Annotated in this window: 17 protein-coding genes; 13 read left to right on the top strand and 4 right to left on the bottom strand. The window is 54.4% G+C overall.

Features of this window, described 5'->3' with window-relative positions; all coding sequences use genetic code 11:
- Nucleotides 1–37: 37 nt before the first annotated feature.
- Nucleotides 38–859, bottom strand: coding sequence for a methyltransferase domain-containing protein (locus tag OAN307_RS23590; RefSeq protein WP_044045139.1), 822 nt, complete (start codon nt 857–859; stop codon nt 38–40).
- A gap of 28 nt (nt 860–887) precedes the next feature.
- Here OAN307_RS23590 and OAN307_RS23585 point away from each other — a divergent pair, with 28 nt between their 5' ends.
- The 4 genes from OAN307_RS23585 to OAN307_RS23570 are packed head-to-tail and all read left to right on the top strand — an operon-like array spanning nt 888 to nt 3,167.
- Entirely contained in the window at nt 888–1,607 is a 720-nt protein-coding gene (locus OAN307_RS23585) for a ComF family protein (protein WP_015501914.1), read from the top strand.
- 30 nt (nt 1,608–1,637) lie between these two features.
- Nucleotides 1,638–1,895 carry a glutaredoxin 3 gene (gene grxC, locus OAN307_RS23580; protein WP_015501913.1) on the top strand — a complete coding sequence of 86 codons (258 nt, stop codon included), beginning with the start codon at nt 1,638–1,640 and terminating at the stop codon, nt 1,893–1,895.
- Nucleotides 1,892–2,719, top strand: coding sequence for a carbon-nitrogen hydrolase family protein (locus OAN307_RS23575; RefSeq protein ID WP_044044323.1), 828 nt, complete (start codon nt 1,892–1,894; stop codon nt 2,717–2,719). The genes grxC and OAN307_RS23575 overlap by 4 nt, the downstream gene beginning before the upstream one ends.
- Before the next feature lie 4 nt (nt 2,720–2,723).
- Complete coding sequence (locus OAN307_RS23570; protein WP_015501911.1) at nt 2,724–3,167, top strand: MarR family winged helix-turn-helix transcriptional regulator; 444 nt, start codon at nt 2,724–2,726, stop codon at nt 3,165–3,167.
- A 286-nt stretch (nt 3,168–3,453) separates the two neighbouring features.
- Here the strand turns inward: OAN307_RS23570 and ubiG are convergent, their stop codons facing one another.
- Nucleotides 3,454–4,200, bottom strand: a complete 747-nt coding sequence (gene ubiG, locus OAN307_RS23565; protein ID WP_015501910.1) for a bifunctional 2-polyprenyl-6-hydroxyphenol methylase/3-demethylubiquinol 3-O-methyltransferase UbiG — start codon at nt 4,198–4,200, stop codon at nt 3,454–3,456.
- Nucleotides 4,201–4,276: 76 nt separating this feature from the next.
- Between ubiG and pip the strand changes: the two genes are divergently transcribed.
- From pip to OAN307_RS23540, 5 genes are read left to right on the top strand one after another with little or no spacing between them, the layout of a single operon-like run.
- Nucleotides 4,277–5,263 carry a prolyl aminopeptidase gene (gene pip / locus OAN307_RS23560; protein ID WP_015501909.1) on the top strand — a complete coding sequence of 329 codons (987 nt, stop codon included), beginning with the start codon at nt 4,277–4,279 and terminating at the stop codon, nt 5,261–5,263.
- A 57-nt stretch (nt 5,264–5,320) separates the two neighbouring features.
- Entirely contained in the window at nt 5,321–6,307 is a 987-nt protein-coding gene (locus OAN307_RS23555) for an ABC transporter permease (protein ID WP_015501908.1), read from the top strand.
- Entirely contained in the window at nt 6,304–7,506 is a 1,203-nt protein-coding gene (locus tag OAN307_RS23550) for an ABC transporter permease (RefSeq protein ID WP_015501907.1), read from the top strand. Before OAN307_RS23555 ends, OAN307_RS23550 begins: the two co-directional genes overlap by 4 nt.
- Entirely contained in the window at nt 7,503–9,146 is a 1,644-nt protein-coding gene (locus OAN307_RS23545) for an ABC transporter ATP-binding protein (RefSeq protein WP_015501906.1), read from the top strand. Before OAN307_RS23550 ends, OAN307_RS23545 begins: the two co-directional genes overlap by 4 nt.
- A gap of 56 nt (nt 9,147–9,202) precedes the next feature.
- On the top strand, nt 9,203–10,753 hold the full coding sequence (locus OAN307_RS23540; RefSeq protein ID WP_015501905.1) for an ABC transporter substrate-binding protein: 1,551 nt from the start codon (nt 9,203–9,205) through the stop codon (nt 10,751–10,753).
- Nucleotides 10,754–10,820: 67 nt separating this feature from the next.
- Here the strand turns inward: OAN307_RS23540 and OAN307_RS30840 are convergent, their stop codons facing one another.
- Complete coding sequence (locus OAN307_RS30840; RefSeq protein ID WP_275450628.1) at nt 10,821–10,943, bottom strand: hypothetical protein; 123 nt, start codon at nt 10,941–10,943, stop codon at nt 10,821–10,823.
- A 262-nt stretch (nt 10,944–11,205) separates the two neighbouring features.
- Between OAN307_RS30840 and rimP the strand changes: the two genes are divergently transcribed.
- The 4 genes from rimP to infB are packed head-to-tail and all read left to right on the top strand — an operon-like array spanning nt 11,206 to nt 16,544.
- A complete protein-coding gene (gene rimP / locus OAN307_RS23535) occupies nt 11,206–11,799 on the top strand; it encodes a ribosome maturation factor RimP (protein ID WP_015501904.1) in 594 nt (197 codons plus the stop codon).
- The gene (gene nusA, locus OAN307_RS23530) at nt 11,799–13,412 is read left to right on the top strand and encodes a transcription termination factor NusA (protein WP_015501903.1); all 1,614 of its coding nucleotides are present in this window, start codon (nt 11,799–11,801) and stop codon (nt 13,410–13,412) included. The genes rimP and nusA overlap by 1 nt, the downstream gene beginning before the upstream one ends.
- 22 nt (nt 13,413–13,434) lie before the next feature.
- Nucleotides 13,435–14,067, top strand: coding sequence for an RNA-binding protein (locus OAN307_RS23525; RefSeq protein WP_015501902.1), 633 nt, complete (start codon nt 13,435–13,437; stop codon nt 14,065–14,067).
- Entirely contained in the window at nt 14,064–16,544 is a 2,481-nt protein-coding gene (infB, locus tag OAN307_RS23520; protein ID WP_015501901.1) for a translation initiation factor IF-2, read from the top strand. Before OAN307_RS23525 ends, infB begins: the two co-directional genes overlap by 4 nt.
- Nucleotides 16,545–16,614: 70 nt before the next feature.
- On the opposite strand, the gene OAN307_RS30835 is transcribed toward infB, so the two are convergent.
- Nucleotides 16,615–16,749: a hypothetical protein gene (locus tag OAN307_RS30835; protein ID WP_085982908.1), complete on the bottom strand. Its 135-nt coding sequence runs from the start codon at nt 16,747–16,749 to the stop codon at nt 16,615–16,617.
- Nucleotides 16,750–16,903: the final 154 nt, after the last annotated feature.

The raw sequence follows: 16,903 nt of genomic DNA, 5'->3' as shown, positions 1-16,903 counted from the left end.
TATTCATCAAATTCATTTATTGTTTTTACGACGACCGTCAATCATTGGACCGATCAAACGGTGTTTCTTGGGTCCCCAACGCATCCGAAAGGCGATGAGTCGCAGATCCGGGGCGCAGGGGTTGTTGTTGACTGTCTGCTGGGGCCCAACCCGTTAACGTCACGATTTCGAATGTTGCGGGGATACGGCCGTCGTCGATGTTGAATGTCTCTGCGTAGCGCGACATCGCTTGGGCGAAAATCTTACGGCGTGTGGGCATGCGTTGGCGTTGTTCCATCGCATTGCCTTCACCCATTGCCCGAAGATCGCGCATCAGGTGGATGGGGGTGTCGTAGGTCACGGTCAGCGGCATCATATCCGCGACTGGCAGGGCGAAACCGGCTCGTTGCAACAACCCACCAAGATCGCGAACTTCGCCCATCGGTAAGATGCGCGGCGATAGCCCGCCTGTTTGCGTGACTTCGGCCTCAGCCAAGACGCTGCGCAATTCATGCAGGGTTTGACCAGCAAACAAGGTCGCGATCAGCAAGCCATCGGGTTTCAGCGCTCGGCGGCATTGTACCAGCTGACCAATGGGATCGTCCGCCCAATGCAGGCAAAGCGCGTGGACGACCAGGTCGTGCGACCCTTCATGAAGATCGAGCGTTTCGCTGTCTTCCACGATACTAGCGCTGGGCATCCATTCGGCCCAAGCGCTTGGGAAACCCGTCACAACTGCGGGCGCTGTAAAGGTTCTGTTAACCTCAATGAGTCTTTCATGAACATCATCAGCGGCTGTCGCTTGCAAAAACATTGCATCAGCGCGGGTGCGATTGCGCTGCAGGGCGACGCGGTCAGTTAGACGAGGGGGCATATCCATGTTCGCCATGTAGGAGAAACCAGCGAAAATGCAAAGCCTGATCCAAATCCTTTATCCACCACAATGCGTCATGTGCGAAGCCCGCACCGAGGTTGATTTTGCGTTGTGTGGACGATGTTGGGCGGAAACGCCGTTTATTGATGGGCTGTGTTGTGATGAATGCGGGTCGCCATTGCCGGGGCAAGGGGAACCCGAGTTTGGCATTTTGTGTGACGACTGCATGGTGATTGCGCGTCCGTGGTCCAAGGGCCGTGCTGCGATGATCTATAAGGACAAAGCGCGTCGGTTGGTTTTGTCCCTCAAACACGGCGACCGGACTGATTTGGCGCGCGCAGCCGGTCCTTGGCTGGCGCGGGCTGCGGGGCCGCTTATCACACCCGAAACGTTGATTGTTCCTGTGCCGCTTCACCGCTTCCGGTTGCTTAGACGTAAATTCAATCAGGCGGCATTACTTGCGGGTCAAACGGCCGCTGTTGCAGGTGTGCAACGTTGCTCCGATGCATTAATTCGTCCCAAAAAGACCGCCCCGCTTGAGGGTCACACCCGCGATCAGCGGTTCGAAGCCCTAAGCGGCGCGATTGCAGCGAACCCGAAACGCATGGCCCAACTTGCCGGGCGAAAGGTGCTTTTGATTGATGATGTTATGACATCTGGTGCCACCTTCGCCGCCGCAACTGAGCCCTGTTACGGCGCTGGTGCGGATGACGTTTGCGTGCTGGCACTGGCCCGCGTCGTGAAGAATGCTTAAGTAGGGGTGAAAAATAAAGGATGACCCACAATGGCGACCGTCGAAATCTATACCACAACGATCTGTGGCTACTGCCACCGCGCCAAGCAGTTGCTATCTTCTAAAGGCATCAGCTTTGCCGAAGTTGATGTTATGTCAGACCCGTCGCGACGCACCGAAATGACCCAACGCGCGAATGGGGGTCGGACGGTGCCGCAAATCTTTATCGGTGGAAAACATATTGGTGGCAGTGACGAATTGTCTGCGCTGGAACGCGCGGGTAAGCTCGACATGCTTTTAAAACAGTGAAGGCGGCCCTGCTTCAGCTCACATCGTCAGATGATCCGACAAAGAACGTAATGGTTGTTCAAGGGATGATCGCGGATGCGGCTGGGTTGGGGGCAACGTTTATCTGTACGCCGGAAGTAACTAATTGCGTCAGTATGGACCGCGCACATCAAGCCAAAGTTCTGTGTCATCAAGGCGATGATCCCACACTTATTGCGCTGCAAATTGTGGCGAAGGACCACGGTATCTGGCTGTCGATCGGATCTCTCGCGCTTAAAGGTGGGGCCGACGGGCGTTTTGTGAACAGGTCCTTCCTGATCAATCCGAACGGTCAGATCGTGGCGACTTACGACAAAATCCATATGTTTGATGTGCAGGTTAGTGAGACCGAAACCTACAACGAATCGTCAGGCTACGCCCGGGGTGATCGCGCAGTACTGGCCGACGCGGGTTTCGCCAAAGTCGGCCTGAGCATTTGTTATGATCTGCGGTTCCCCCATTTGCACCGGATGCTGGCCAAAGCAGGGGCAGATATTCTGTTGGTGCCGTCGGCGTTTTCGCCCGTCACTGGTGCTGCGCACTGGGAGACCCTGCTGCGGGCACGCGCGATCGAAACGGGGTGTTTTGTGCTGGCGGCCGCCCAAACTGGCACCCACAACGCCCAAGCTGGCAGAGCGCGAACAACCTACGGTCACTCGCTCGCGGTGTCGCCATGGGGCACGGTTCTGGCTGATGCGGGGACCGCGTGCGGTGTCACGCTCGTTGATTTTGACGTTGATGATGTATCTAAAGCGCGCAAGCGTATTCCTGCGCTGACCCATGACAGACCGATTGGTAACCCCTAATCCGATGAACCAGCAAACCGACAGCCTTGCCGTTGCCTTATTTAGTGAAATCCTCACTGTGGATCAGCTTGCACGTAATACTGTCACCAAGGCGCTGCCTAAGGGCATGGAGCTATCGCATTTTTCGGTGCTCAATCATCTGGCCCGTGCGCAGACGGAAAAAACACCTGCACAATTGGCGCGGACGTTTCATCTGACCCGCGGGGCCATGACAAACACCCTGCGCAAACTTGAAAACTCTGGCTACGTTCACATTCGCCCCGATTGGGAAGACGCACGGCGCAAGTTGGTAACGATCAGTCCGGCGGGCCTTAGCGCACGGGATGCCGCAATGGCTGCCATCGCACCAATCATTGCGCGGGCGGTGGACAAGGTTGGATATGAAGCTGTCCGTCCGATCCTGCCGGTGATGCGTGAGTTGCGAATTAGGCTGAGCGACGAGGAATGAGGCTTTGCTCGCTCGCAATGTGCAGTGAACTGCTGGCGTTATTGGGGGTGTTCCACCTGACCCAACATGACGGGTATCTCGTGTATTCGACGCCAACCGAACCGGATTTAATTCGTAGATACACGGCGACGCATCGTAGAAATAGGATATGCTTAGTGGGCGCTGGGCCGTGCACCAGATGTAAAAGTCGTCATTGTGGTTGAGGCGGACACCAATGCTGGACGTTGTATCGTAAAATGGGATTTGCCAGTGCCGAAACGATCTACGGCGTGGTGCTGGATGGGTATTAAGCAGGCTTCAGCGCTGAGGTGACGTAATTTACCGATAGGTCGCTGTCTGATATTGACCAGCTCCAGCCCAAAAAGTCGAACTTGAACCCTTTGCGATCCACTGGATTAAGACCCGCCTGTTCCAGCAGCGCAAACAATTCGTCCGGCGTGATGAATTTATTGAATACGTGCGTGCCTTTGGGCAACCAGCGCATCACGTATTCCGCGCCAAAAATTGCCATCGCAAAGCTTTTTGGGTTGCGGTTGATGGTCGAACAGATGTGCAATCCTTCGGGTTTCAGCAACTGCTGGCAGGCCGTCAGATAGGACAAAGGGTTCGCCACATGTTCAACAACTTCCATGTTCAACACGATGTCGAACAGTTCACCGTCTGCGGCCATGTCTTCTGCGGTCGTAAACCGGTAATCTATGTCGAGGCCTGATTGTTCGGCGTGGACCTGGGCGACCGGAATATTGCGTTCAGCTGCATCAGCCCCGACAATAACTGCACCAAGCCGCGCCATAGGTTCGCACAGTAATCCACCACCGCAGCCGATATCCAGAATCCGCAACCCGTCGAATGGTTTGTCCGCCATCAAATTGCGATCAAATTCAGCTGCGATCTGGCGCGTGATATAGTCCAGTCGCGTCGGGTTTAGCATATGAAGCGGCTTGAACTTCCCCTCAAGGTCCCACCATTCAGCGGCCATGGCCTCGAACTTGGCAATTTCTGCGGGATCGACTGTTGTTTGTGTGGTTTGCATACGGCCTCTGAGAATTCTGTTTCGGCAATGGGTTGCGACAATGGGCATTTGTTCTAACTCGTTATATACATTGAATATGGACAAAGCCTCAGGACAAAAACGCGCGGTGTCGCATCTATATGCGCCAATCGACCCGTTCGATCAGCAAATGCTGGACATGGGCGATGGGCATCGCATCTATGTTGAACAATGCGGCAACCCTGACGGGGTGCCCGTTGTTGTCTTTCATGGTGGGCCCGGTGGTGGGTGCAGCCCGATGATGCGGCGGTATTTTGACCCAACGGTGTACCGTATCATCCTGTTTGATCAGCGTGGCTGCGGGCGATCCAGACCCCATGCCAGTGTTGAAAACAACACGACGTGGCATCTGGTTGCTGACATCGAACTTATTCGCACCACGATGGGAATCGCGAATTGGGTCGTATTTGGTGGTAGCTGGGGTGCGACGCTAGCGTTGATCTACGCGCAGGCGCATCCAGAACGCGTTATGCATTTGGTCCTGCGGGGCGTGTTCCTTTGCACGCAACGAGAACTAGATTGGTTTTATGGCGGCGGCGCGGGCGCGTTTTGGCCTGATGTCTGGCAGAATTTCGAAAGCCTGATCCCCAAAAGTGAGAGGGGCGACATGATCGGCGCCTATCACCGCCGGCTGTTTTCTGGAGATGCAGTGTTGGAAACCCGCTACGCCCGTGCTTGGGCTGGATGGGAAAACGCACTGGCGTCAATTGATAGCACGGGTGCGGGTGGATCAGGCCCAGCAGAATATGCGCGTGCGTTTGCGCGACTTGAAAATCACTATTTCAGCCATGGGTGTTTTCTGACTGCAGAACAACAAATCCTAAATAATATGGACAAAATTGCCGATATTCCTGGTATCATCGTGCAAGGTCGGTTCGATATGATATGCCCACCCGTTTCGGCCCATAGACTTGCTGAGAAGTGGCCTGCAAGCCGTTTGATTATTGTTGCGAAAGCTGGTCACGCCCTGTCCGAACCGGGCATCTCAGCCGAACTTGTGCAAGCAATGCAGGACATCGCACACACAAAATTAAGCAAAAACTGAGGGTTGTAAGATGCGGTAATGGCGCTACGCTAGTGATATTCATGGGGGACTAACAACTTGCTATCAATCTTTAAGATTGTTCTTCAACGTTTAGGTCTGGGGCTCGTAACCTTATTTGTCGTCTCGATTGTGATATTTGTCGCGGTTAATTCGCTGCCAGGTGACTTTGCGGAGGCCATTCTGGGGCAAGGCGCGACACCTGAATCTGTTGCTTCCATTCGACGTGACCTTGGTCTCGATCAACCGCTCGTCATGCGGTATTTTACCTGGCTGAGAGGAATGTTGACCCTCGATCTTGGCACCAGTTTCGCGCAGCTAAACTTTGCGAACTTTGGCGGTGCGGGTACCACGACCGTCGCCGAACAGATCGCACCGCGCCTTGCCAACACAATGTTTCTGGCCACTGTGACGGCCTGTATAGCGGTGCCGCTGGCTGTGACGTTGGGCATCTTGGCAGCACTTTATCGCAATACAGCGTTCGACAAAGCGGCAAACATGTTCACGCTCAGCTCAATCTCAAGCCCAGAGTTTTTCATGGCGTATGTCTTGATCCTGTTCCTTGCGGTGTTGAACCCGATCTTCCCCAGCCTTTCTAATATTTATGACGGGATGCCGTTTTCGGAACGGCTTGAGAAATCGATGTTGCCTGCTTTGACCCTGACGCTTGTGGTAACTGCACACATGATGCGTATGACGCGGGCGGCGATTATCAGCTTGCTCGCCTCGCCCTATATCGAAATGGCGCGGCTTAAGGGCATGTCGCCAATGCGGGTGATCGTTATCCATGCGCTGCCGAATGCGCTGGCCCCGATCATTAACGTCATTGCGCTGAACCTTGCGTATTTAATCACTGGCGTTGTCGTGGTCGAGGTGGTGTTCGTCTACCCTGGTATCGGTCAGCTGTTTGTGGACAGCGTAAAAATCCGTGACATCCCAGTCGTGCAGGCCTGCTGCCTAATCTTTGCGGCGGCGTATATTTTATTGAACCTGACGGCGGATATCCTGTCCATCATTTCCAACCCACGTTTGAGGCATCCAAAATGAGCGGCTTTGTTTGGTTTGCAATTATCATCGTGGGGCTGCTCGTGTCAGCATATGTGTTCCGTCTTGCGGGGCAAGCGATCACCAGCAATGCCCCCAAGTTTCGCGATATGACCTTTGGCGTCGCGTTCGGGTATGTCGTCGGTGCAGCATTGTTTATCTGGGCGGTCTATTACTATTTCCAATCCAAAGTGACCGATGCCGGAACGCCGAACGCCGGTGTCATTTTCTTCCGCTGGGCGGTGCAAGGCTTTATCATCGCAAGCATCGCAGCGTTTTTATTCCGTTTGTTGGGTCGTGCTGTCGGTACTGAGGGAAGCAAAAAGCAGTTTCGCACAATGCCGCTGACCGCCTCGTTTGGCATTCTCGTGATCATTCTTTATGCATTCACCGCGATTTTTGCGGGCACCATTGCGCCCTACGGCGAATCTGAAATCTTTGGTGCAGCCAACGTCTTGGCCGGTGGCGACATTACGGCGGGCGGTGATCCGGCCTACCCGCTTGGCACCGACCAAATCGGCCGTGATATTCTAAGCCGTTTGATCTATGGAGCGCGCAACACAGTTGGCATTGCATTTATCACGACGTGTTTGGCGTTCTTCATTGGCGGCAGCTTGGGCTTTCTGGCGGCGACGTTACAGGGCTGGATTGACCAACTTCTGTCGCGGTCTGTCGATGTATTGATGGCAATTCCATCGCTGATTTTCGCACTGCTTCTGATGACAATCGCCAGCGTTTGGGCGGTTAAACTTGGTATCCCGCTGACGATATTTATGGTGCTGATCATCGCCTTGATTGACAGCACACGCGTGTTTCGTTTGGCCCGCGCTGTGGGTCTGAACATTGTGGTGATGGACTATATCGAGGCTGCAAAGCTGCGCGGTGAGGGTCTTGGATATCTTATGTTCAAGGAAATCCTGCCGAACGCGATGGCACCGCTGCTGGCTGAATTCGGTCTGCGGTTCTGTTTTGTGTTCCTGACGATTGCGGCGCTGTCTTTCCTTGGTGTGGGCATCCAGCCACCGCTGGCGGATTGGGGCACAATGGTGCGTGACCTGGCCCCGTTCATCAACTTCGCGGCGTTCATTCCGACGGCAGCTGTCACACCTTTGTTGGCGGCTGGCGCGATTGCGTTGCTGACCGTCGCGGTAAACTTCGTTGTTGACTGGATGCTGCATAAGACGTCGGGGTTAAAAGAATGACTGACCTTCTCACCGTCAAGGATCTTTGGATCGAAGGCCGTTCTGATGAGACATGGAACCCGATTATCAACGGCTGTAGCCTGACCCTGAAAAAGGGTGAAGTGTTGGGAATGATCGGCGAATCCGGCGCGGGCAAGTCGACCATTGGTCTGGCGTGTATGGGCTACACCCGTGACGGCGTTCGGATTTCCAAAGGGTCGGTCGTCTTTGATGGCATTGATCTGGTCACGGCCTCTGCGCGGGTAAAACGTGATTTGTTGGGCAAACGAATTGCCTATGTCGCGCAATCTGCCGCAGCGTCGTTCAATCCTGCACACAAGATTATTGACCAGCATACCGAAGCACCCGTGCAGCATGGCATCAGTGGGCGTAGTGAAAGCGTCGAAGATGGGATTGAGCTGTACCGAAAACTGCGACTCCCGAACCCCGAAGAAATCGGGTTTCGCTTTCCTCACCAAGTATCCGGCGGTCAGTTGCAGCGTGCGATGACGGCAATGGCAATGTCGTGCCGACCTGATCTGATTATCTTTGACGAACCGACAACGGCACTTGATGTGACGACGCAGATCGAGGTCCTCGCGTCTATTCGCCAGATCGTGGAAGAATATGACACGGCCGCGATCTATATCACCCACGACCTTGCGGTTGTGGCGCAAATGGCTGATCGGATAAAAGTGTTGCTGAAGGGTGATGAGGTTGAAGAAGCCGAAACCCGCAGCATGCTGTCCGACCCGCAGGAAGAATACACCAAATCGCTGTGGGCTGTGCGTGCATTTCAGCGGCCAGTCAAATCACCGGTACCTGAGGGTTCGGTGCCTGTCGTGTCTGTCCGCAATATCACAGCCGCCTATGGTACGACCGACGTGCTACATGATGTGAGTTTTGATATTCACGCGGGTCGCACCGTCGCTGTTGTTGGCGAATCAGGATCTGGTAAATCGACCGCCGCGCGTTGCATTACAGGGCTACTGCCCCCACGCATGGGTGAGATCGCGTTTGATGGTGAAGTTCTACCAGCGAACTATAAAAAACGGACCAAAGCACAGCTGCGTCAGGCACAGATGATTTATCAGATGGCCGACACTGCGCTGAACCCGCGTAAAACAATTGGCCAGATTATCGGCCGTCCCGTGCAGTTCTATATCGGTCTAACGGGTGCGAAAAAGCGCGAGCGGGTGAACGAGCTCCTCGATCAGATTGAGCTTGAGCCGTCACAGTATTTCAACCGTCTCCCGTCTGAGCTTTCGGGTGGTCAAAAGCAGCGCATTGGCATTGCGCGCGCGCTGGCCGCCGAGCCGAAGTTCATCATTTGCGACGAAGTGACGTCAGCGCTGGATCAATTAGTTGCAGAGGGTATTTTGCGCCTATTGGCCAATCTACAAGACACGCTGGGACTGTCCTATATGTTCATCACGCACGATCTCGCGACTGTGAAATCAATCGCTGACGAAGTTGTGGTAATGAAAGATGGTAATGTGGTGGAACAGGGGCCAAAAACGTCAATGTTCACGCCTCCACATCATGCTTACACAGATTTGCTGCTGAGTTCGGTCCCCGAAATGGACCCAGATTGGTTGACGGATCTGCTGCAAGAACGGGGCGTTGATAACGTTGGCGATGCTGCTGTTGGAAAAATGTGACCGAATCGGCGTAACGTATGCGTCAGACAAAAAGAAAACTTCAGGGAGACTACAATATGTATGGAATTAGTAGACGTGGATTACTGCAATCTGGCGTTGCAGCAGGTGTTTTGGCCGCGACGGGTCTGCCCCTTCGGGCGCAAACGCGCGGTGGCAAGTTTACAACGGGGCTGTCCGGCGCGAACACGTCCGACAGCTGGGACGCACGCACGCACTCAGATCTCTTTATGATCGCATCTTCACAAGGTGCCGTATTTGACAGCCTGACAGAAGTTGCCGCCGATGGCAGCCTCGTGGGCGAACTGGCCGAGAGCTGGGAAGCCTCGTCTGATGCCAAAATATGGACATTTAATCTGCGTCAGGGCGTCACCTTCCACAACGGCAAGTCTTTTGGGGCCGATGACGTAATCGAATCCTTGCAGATGCACCTTGGTGAAGATTCCAAATCAGCAGCAAAACCGATTGTCGAAAACATCGTTGAGATGACAAAGATCACCGATCACCAAGTGCAGCTGACCCTGTCTGCGGGTAACGCAGACCTGCCATACCTGATGTCGGATTATCACATTCTGATGTATCCTGCGGGCCAGATCGACGAAGCGATTGCGCAGGGTATCGGCACCGGACTGTATCAAGTCACATCGTTTGACCCTGGTGTACGTATGACAGCGAGCCGTTATGCAGATCACTACAAAGGCGACAGCGCGGGCTTCTTTGATGAGATCGAATACATCGCCATCAACGACAATACCGCACGGATGAATGCCCTGATGACGGGTCAGGTCGACGCGATCAACCGGATTGACTTCAAGACCGAAAGCTTGCTGCGCGCAAACCCTGCGTTGCGTATTCAAGAAGTATCAGGCAACCAGCACTACATCTTTCCGATGCTGACGGATGTTGCGCCGTTTAATGATGTAAATGTGCGCCGCGCGCTAAAGTACGGTCTCGACCGCCAAGAGATGGTGGACAAGATTCTTCAAGGTCACGGCACTGTCGGAAACGATTCGCCGATTGGCCCAGCAAACCAGTACTACCATGCCGAAATGGAGCAGTTGGAATTTGATCCAGACAAGTCGAAGTTCTACCTGCGCGAAGCTGGCCTCGATAGCCTCGTCATCGATCTATCGGCGTCCAATGCGGCATTTGAAGGCGCTGTAGATGCAGCACAGCTGTTCCAAGCGTCTGCGTCACAAGGCGGAATTAACATCAACGTGGTGCAGGAACCGGCTGATGGTTACTGGTCTAACGTCTGGATGAAAAAGCCGTTTTGCGCGTCTTACTGGTCTGGTCGGGCTACGGAAGACTGGATGTTCTCAACGGCTTATGAGGACGGTGTGCCTTGGAATGACAGCCAATGGGGCAGCGAAGATTCGCCACGTTTCCAAGAGCTATTGCTGACAGCGCGTGCTGAACTTGATAGCGACAAACGCCGCGAGCAGTATTTTGAAATGCAGCAGATTCTGCGTGACGATGGCGGCGTATTGCTGCCGATGTTTGCGAACTCGGTGCAAGCTGTAAACAACCGCATCTCATCGCCAGAAACCATCGGTGGAGTTTGGCAGATGGACAACGCACGTATGGCCGAACGCTGGTCAGTCGCATAAGGCTTTGGTCTTAGAAATTTAGAAAGCCCCGCCAGTTTGGCGGGGCTTTTTGCGTTTCATGTATCGCTTATTCAGGCGCCGCGCCTTCAGCGATACGCTTCTTCAAGGTGCGCATCATCACGCGGTACATCAGTGCAACACCGCACAAGAACGTCGAGCTGCTCACGGCGATCAAAATTCCAGGCTCCATTGGTTCTATCCTTTTATGTTAAACCAAAGGGACGGATAACGGAGAATTCGGGAGGTTTTTAGACGGACACACGGCGTACACAGGCTGTACACAACTTGTATGCCTAAGGGTGCAGCCGGCGGGGTCAGTTAAGCCCCTTGCAGAACAGTGGGCCTTGGCCTATATGGTCTTTCAATAGCGGCGCATCGGCTTCCACCCCCGAAGCCCACCGAAATTCCAACGGGCCGCGCGCCCGTTTTTTTATGCCCAAACGAAAGTGCTTATGTCAGAACTGATCGCCCGCGCGGCTATGGATCGCCGCATAACAGAAATCATCACCCCCACCATTGAGGATCTGGGGTTTGAGGTTGTGCGCGTGCGTTTGATGACGGGTAAGGAATCGATCCTGCAAATCATGGCGCAAAAACCTGATGGCACGATTGAGGTCGACGATTGCGGAGAGATCAGCACGGCGGTCTCTGCGCTGCTTGACGTTGAAGACCCGATCAAGGACGTTTTCACCCTCGAAGTATCGTCCCCCGGAATTGATCGCCCGTTGACGCGGCTGAAGGATTTTGTGCAATGGGACGGCAACGAGGCAAAGATCGAAACCGAAGAGCTGATTGACGGGCGCCGTCGTTTCAAAGGGATGTTGCGCGGCGTTGAAGGTGATGAAGTCCTGATCGAGATCGAAGAAAACGGTGAGCCGGTTACAATTGGTCTAAAGTTTGAATGGCTGACGGATGCCAAGCTGGTGCTGACGGAAGATTTGATCCGTGGCGTTCTTAGGGGTCGCAAAGATGCGGGCCAGATCGATGAAACACAATTTGACGAAGTTGAGACCGTGTTGAGCGGCTCTGACGAGGAGAAAAACTAATGGCGATTACCTCTGCCAACCAGCTGGAACTTTTGCAAACCGCCGAGGCCGTGGCCCGCGAAAAGCAGATTGACCCTATTTTGGTCGTTGAAGCGATGGAAGAATCCCTCGCCCGGGCTGCAAAGTCGCGTTACGGGTCCGAAATGGACATTCGTGTTCACATCGACCGCAAGACCGGCAAGGCAACGTTCACACGGGTTCGCACGGTTGTGGCCGAAGCAGAGCTTGAGAATTATCAGGCTGAATTCACGGTTGAGCAGGCCAGAGAATACATGGAAGACCCCGAGGTCGGCCAAGAGTTTATCGAAGAAGTCCCCCCCGTTGAAATGGGCCGCATTGCGGCGCAATCCGCCAAGCAGGTGATCCTGCAGAAGGTCCGGGAAGCTGAGCGTGACAAGCAATACGAAGATTTCAAAGACCGCGCGGGCACGATCATCAACGCGCAGGTTAAGCGCGAAGAATATGGAAATGTCATCGTCGACGTGGGCACCGGCGAGGCGATTCTGCGCCGCAACGAAAAGATCGGCCGCGAAAGCTATCGCCCGAATGATCGTATCCGTTGTTTCATCAAAGAAGTCCGTCGCGAACAGCGCGGCCCACAGATTTTCCTGAGCCGCACCGATCCGCAGTTCATGGCCGAATTGTTCAAGATGGAAGTGCCAGAAATTTACGAAGGCATCATTGAGATCAAGGCCGTGGCCCGTGATCCGGGTTCGCGCGCCAAGATTGCAGTGATTTCGTATGATAATTCCATTGACCCAGTCGGTGCCTGTGTCGGTATGCGCGGTTCGCGCGTGCAGGCCGTTGTGAACGAATTGCAGGGTGAAAAGATCGACATCATTCCGTGGAACGAAGACATGCCAACGTTCCTTGTGAATGCGTTGCAGCCAGCCGAGGTGTCCAAGGTTGTGTTTGACGAAGACGCTGAGCGTATCGAGGTTGTCGTTCCAGAAGAGCAGCTTTCGTTGGCGATTGGTCGTCGTGGCCAGAACGTACGTCTTGCAAGCCAGTTGACCGGTTTGGACATCGACATCCTCACCGAGGAAGAAGAATCCAAGCGTCGTCAGGCTGAATTCGAACTGCGCACCGGATTGTTCATCGAATCACTGGATCTGGATGAGTTCTTTGCACAGTTGTTGGTCTCAGAGGGTTTCACCACACTGGAAGAAGTCGCCTACGTTGATGTTGATGAGCTGCTCGTCATCGACGGCGTCGATGCGGACACGGCCAGTGAATTGCAGGCCCGTGCGCGTGATGTAATCGAAGCCAAGAACAACAAGGCGATGGAAAATGCCCGTGAATTAGGTGTCGAAGACAGCCTAGTAGAATTTGAAGGCCTGACACCCCAGATGATCGAAGCATTGGCGAATGATGGTGTGAAGACGCTGGAAGATTTCGCAACATGTGCAGACTGGGAATTGGCTGGTGGCTGGACCGTCACGGACGGTGAACGCACCAAAGACGACGGGTCGCTTGAGCCATTTGAGGTGAGCCTTGAGGAAGCACAGACTATGATCATGACAGCGCGCGTGATGCTTGGTTGGGTCGATCCCGATGATCTTGTAAAAGACGCCGAAGACGACGGTGAAATCAGCGAGGAACAGGAGGCCTGATTTCAGGCCTCCGGGTAGCCAGATGGGTCGCAGTGGGCGCACCAAAGACCATGATGTCTCAGAACGTAGGTGCATTGTCACCGGCGAGGTAACCCCGAAGGAGGGGTTGATACGTTTTGTGATAGGACCAGATAATCAGGTCGTGCCTGATGTGCTGGAAAAGTTGCCGGGTCGGGGGATGTGGGTCACCGCAACCCGCGCAGCACTTGATAAGGCGGGTCGGGGCCAGTTTTCCAAATCCGCCAAGGCAGCTGTGACGGTGCCAGACGGTTTGACAGACGAGGTGGAACGCCAAATGGCGCGGCGCGTTGTTGATTTGATCGCAATGGCCCGCAAAGCGGGTTTGGCGGTCGCCGGGTTCGAAAAAGTCAAAGGCTGGCTGGGTGGTGGCGAAAATGTCCGTGCGTTGCTGCAGGCCTCTGATGGGTCGGAACGTGGCAAGACGAAATTATGGACGCCTGAAGGGGCGCGTTATTTTGGGTGCCTTACGGCTCAGGAATTGGGTTTGGCATTCGGTCGGGGAACTGTGATACATGGGGCTCTCGCCTCTGGCAAACTCAGTAACCGTGTTGTAGAGGAAGCCGCGAAGCTTAAGAGCTTGCGCGAGATAATCGACGGTGAAGGCACCGTCGGGAAGGAAATGAAAACTACATGAGCGATTCAGACGGCAAAAAGCCACTTGGTGTTATACCACGTCCCGGAAGTGTGAAGCAGAGCTTCAGCCATGGGCGCACTAAGAACGTTGTAGTTGAGACGAAGCGCAAGCGCGTTGTCGTTCCCAAACCGGGTGCGCCAAAGCCTTCTGGCAGTGGTTCCGCACCTTTGGGCGGTAATCCGTCAAGGCGGCCTGCAGGTATTTCGGACGTCGAAATGGCGCGCCGGATGAAGGCGCTTCAGGTAGCCAAAGCCCGCGAAGTCGAAGACGCCGCAAAGCGTGATGCAGACGACAAAGCCCGCGCCGAAGAGCGTGAGCTTCGCCGCGCAGAGATTGATGCCAAAGAGCGGATCGAAAAAGAGCGCGAAGAGGCCGTCAAAGCCAAGAAAGACGAAGAAGAGCAAAAGAAGCGTGACGCCGAAGCAGCAGCGCAAGCCGCTGCTGCCCCGGCAGCTGTTGATCCAGAATTGGCACCGGCCCAGCGACGTGCGCCCCCCAGTGGTGGCCTACCTGCCGCGGCACCACGCAAGAAAGAAGACGACCGCGATACCCGCAAAAACAAGGGTCAGGACGATGCCCGCCGCGGTGGTAAACTGACGTTGAACCAAGCACTGCGTGGCGGTGAAGGTGGCCGTCATCGGTCCATGGCACAGATGAAGCGCAAGCAAGATCGTGCGCGTCAAAAGGCAATGGGTCAAAATGTCGAGCGTGAAAAAGTTATGCGTGAAGTGCGGGTTCCAGAGGCAATTACAGTGTCTGAACTGGCCAACCGGATGACGGAAAAAGTGTCTGCAGTCGTTAAGGCGTTGATGAACAACGGTATTATGGCAACACAAAACCAATCGATCGACGCAGATACCGCTGAACTGATCATCGAAGAGTTTGGCCACAAGATTGTGCGCGTTTCTGATGCGGACGTCGAAGACGTGATCAAGATCATCGAAGACGATGCGAAAGACCTGAAGCCACGCCCACCGGTCATTACGATTATGGGCCACGTTGACCACGGTAAGACTTCGCTGCTTGATGCGATCCGCAATGCTAAAGTTGTTGCAGGCGAAGCGGGCGGAATTACGCAACACATTGGTGCGTATCAGGTCACGACCGACAGTGGCGCAAAGCTGACGTTCCTTGACACACCGGGACACGCTGCGTTTACGTCGATGCGGGCCCGTGGCGCGCAAGTCACGGATATCGTTGTTCTGGTTGTTGCGGCAGATGATGCCGTAATGCCGCAGACAATCGAAGCGATCCACCACGCGAAAGCGGCGAACGTGCCGATGATCGTGGCGATCAACAAGATTGACCGTCCGGCAGCCGACGCAAATAAGGTCCGCACGGATTTGTTGCATCACGAAGTTATCGTCGAAAAGATGTCCGGTGAAGTTCAGGATGTCGAAGTATCCGCGATCACTGGTCAAGGGCTTGATGACTTACTTGACGCGATTGCGTTGCAGTCCGAATTGCTGGAACTAAAGGCCAACCCAGATCGCGCCGCCCAAGGTGCCGTGATTGAGGCACAGTTGGACATTGGTCGTGGCCCTGTCGCGACGGTGTTGATTGAAACGGGTACGCTGCGCCGTGGCGATATTTTTGTTGTGGGTGAACAATGGGGTAAAGTCCGCGCGCTGATCGACGACAAAGGTGAGCGTATCGAAGAAGCGGGCCCATCCGTCCCTGTTGAGGTTCTTGGCCTGAACGGTACGCCGGAAGCGGGTGACGTTTTGAACGTGACATCGACCGAAGCGCAAGCCCGTGAGATTGCAGAGTATCGTGCCAATGCCGCAAAAGAGAAGCGCGCAGCGGCTGGTGCTGCGGTGACGCTGGACCAGTTGATGGCGAACGCAAAGGCAAGCGAAACCGTGTCCGAGTTGCCGATCCTCGTCAAAGGCGACGTGCAGGGTTCGACCGAAGCGATCGTTCAGGCGATGGCAAAGATCGGCAACGACGAAGTGCGCGTGCGGGTCCTACATTCCGGTGTTGGTGCAATCACTGAAAGTGATATCGCCCTAGCCGAAGCTTCAGGCGCGCCAGTGATCGGCTTCAACGTGCGTGCGAATGCGTCCGCGCGTCAGTCAGCGAACCAAAAGGGCGTTGAAATCCGTTATTATTCGATCATTTACGATCTTGTGGATGATATCAAAGCGGCGGCGTCTGGTCTGTTGTCTGCCGAGGTTCGTGAGAACTTTATCGGCTATGCCAACATCAAAGAGGTCTTCAAGGTGTCTAATGCGGGCATGATTGCGGGCTGTTTGGTGACCGAAGGCATCGCGCGACGATCAGCTGGTGTACGCCTGCTGCGCGACGATGTTGTGATCCACGAAGGCACGCTTAAGACGCTTAAGCGGTTCAAAGACGAAGTGGCTGAAGTGCAGTCTGGTCAGGAATGTGGCATGGCGTTCGAGAAATACGAAGACATCCGTCCGAACGATGTGATCGAGATTTTTGAGCGTGAGGAAGTTGAACGCACGCTGTAACGCAGTTGCCTGAGAACACGAAAGGGGACGCCAATGTGGCGTCCCCTTTTTTGTTTTAGCGGTGTTTTAATTAGTTTAGGCGCTTTACGAGCTGGCCTTCGTATTGACGTTCCCCGACTGCGACGATCACCTTGCCGTTTTCCAGCGACCGAACATACAGGCCCTGAACCTGAATGTGGTTTCCAACTGTAATAGTACGAAGCATGATGATCCTCCCAAATCGTTGCCCCCAAATCCCTGAAGCAACGAAATGTGAGTACGCCATGTCTTTGCTTCCAACTGAGTAAAGCAGTGGGAGGTTGGTATGTCACCCTAAATATAGCAATCAAGATGAATAAAAGACTACATGTTGCCCATTC

The sequence above is a fragment of the Octadecabacter antarcticus 307 genome (genome assembly GCF_000155675.2).
Taxonomy (GTDB): domain Bacteria; phylum Pseudomonadota; class Alphaproteobacteria; order Rhodobacterales; family Rhodobacteraceae; genus Octadecabacter; species Octadecabacter antarcticus.
The sequence above is the reverse complement of the archived record's forward strand: the minus strand, read 5'-3'. Positions and strand labels throughout refer to the sequence as shown.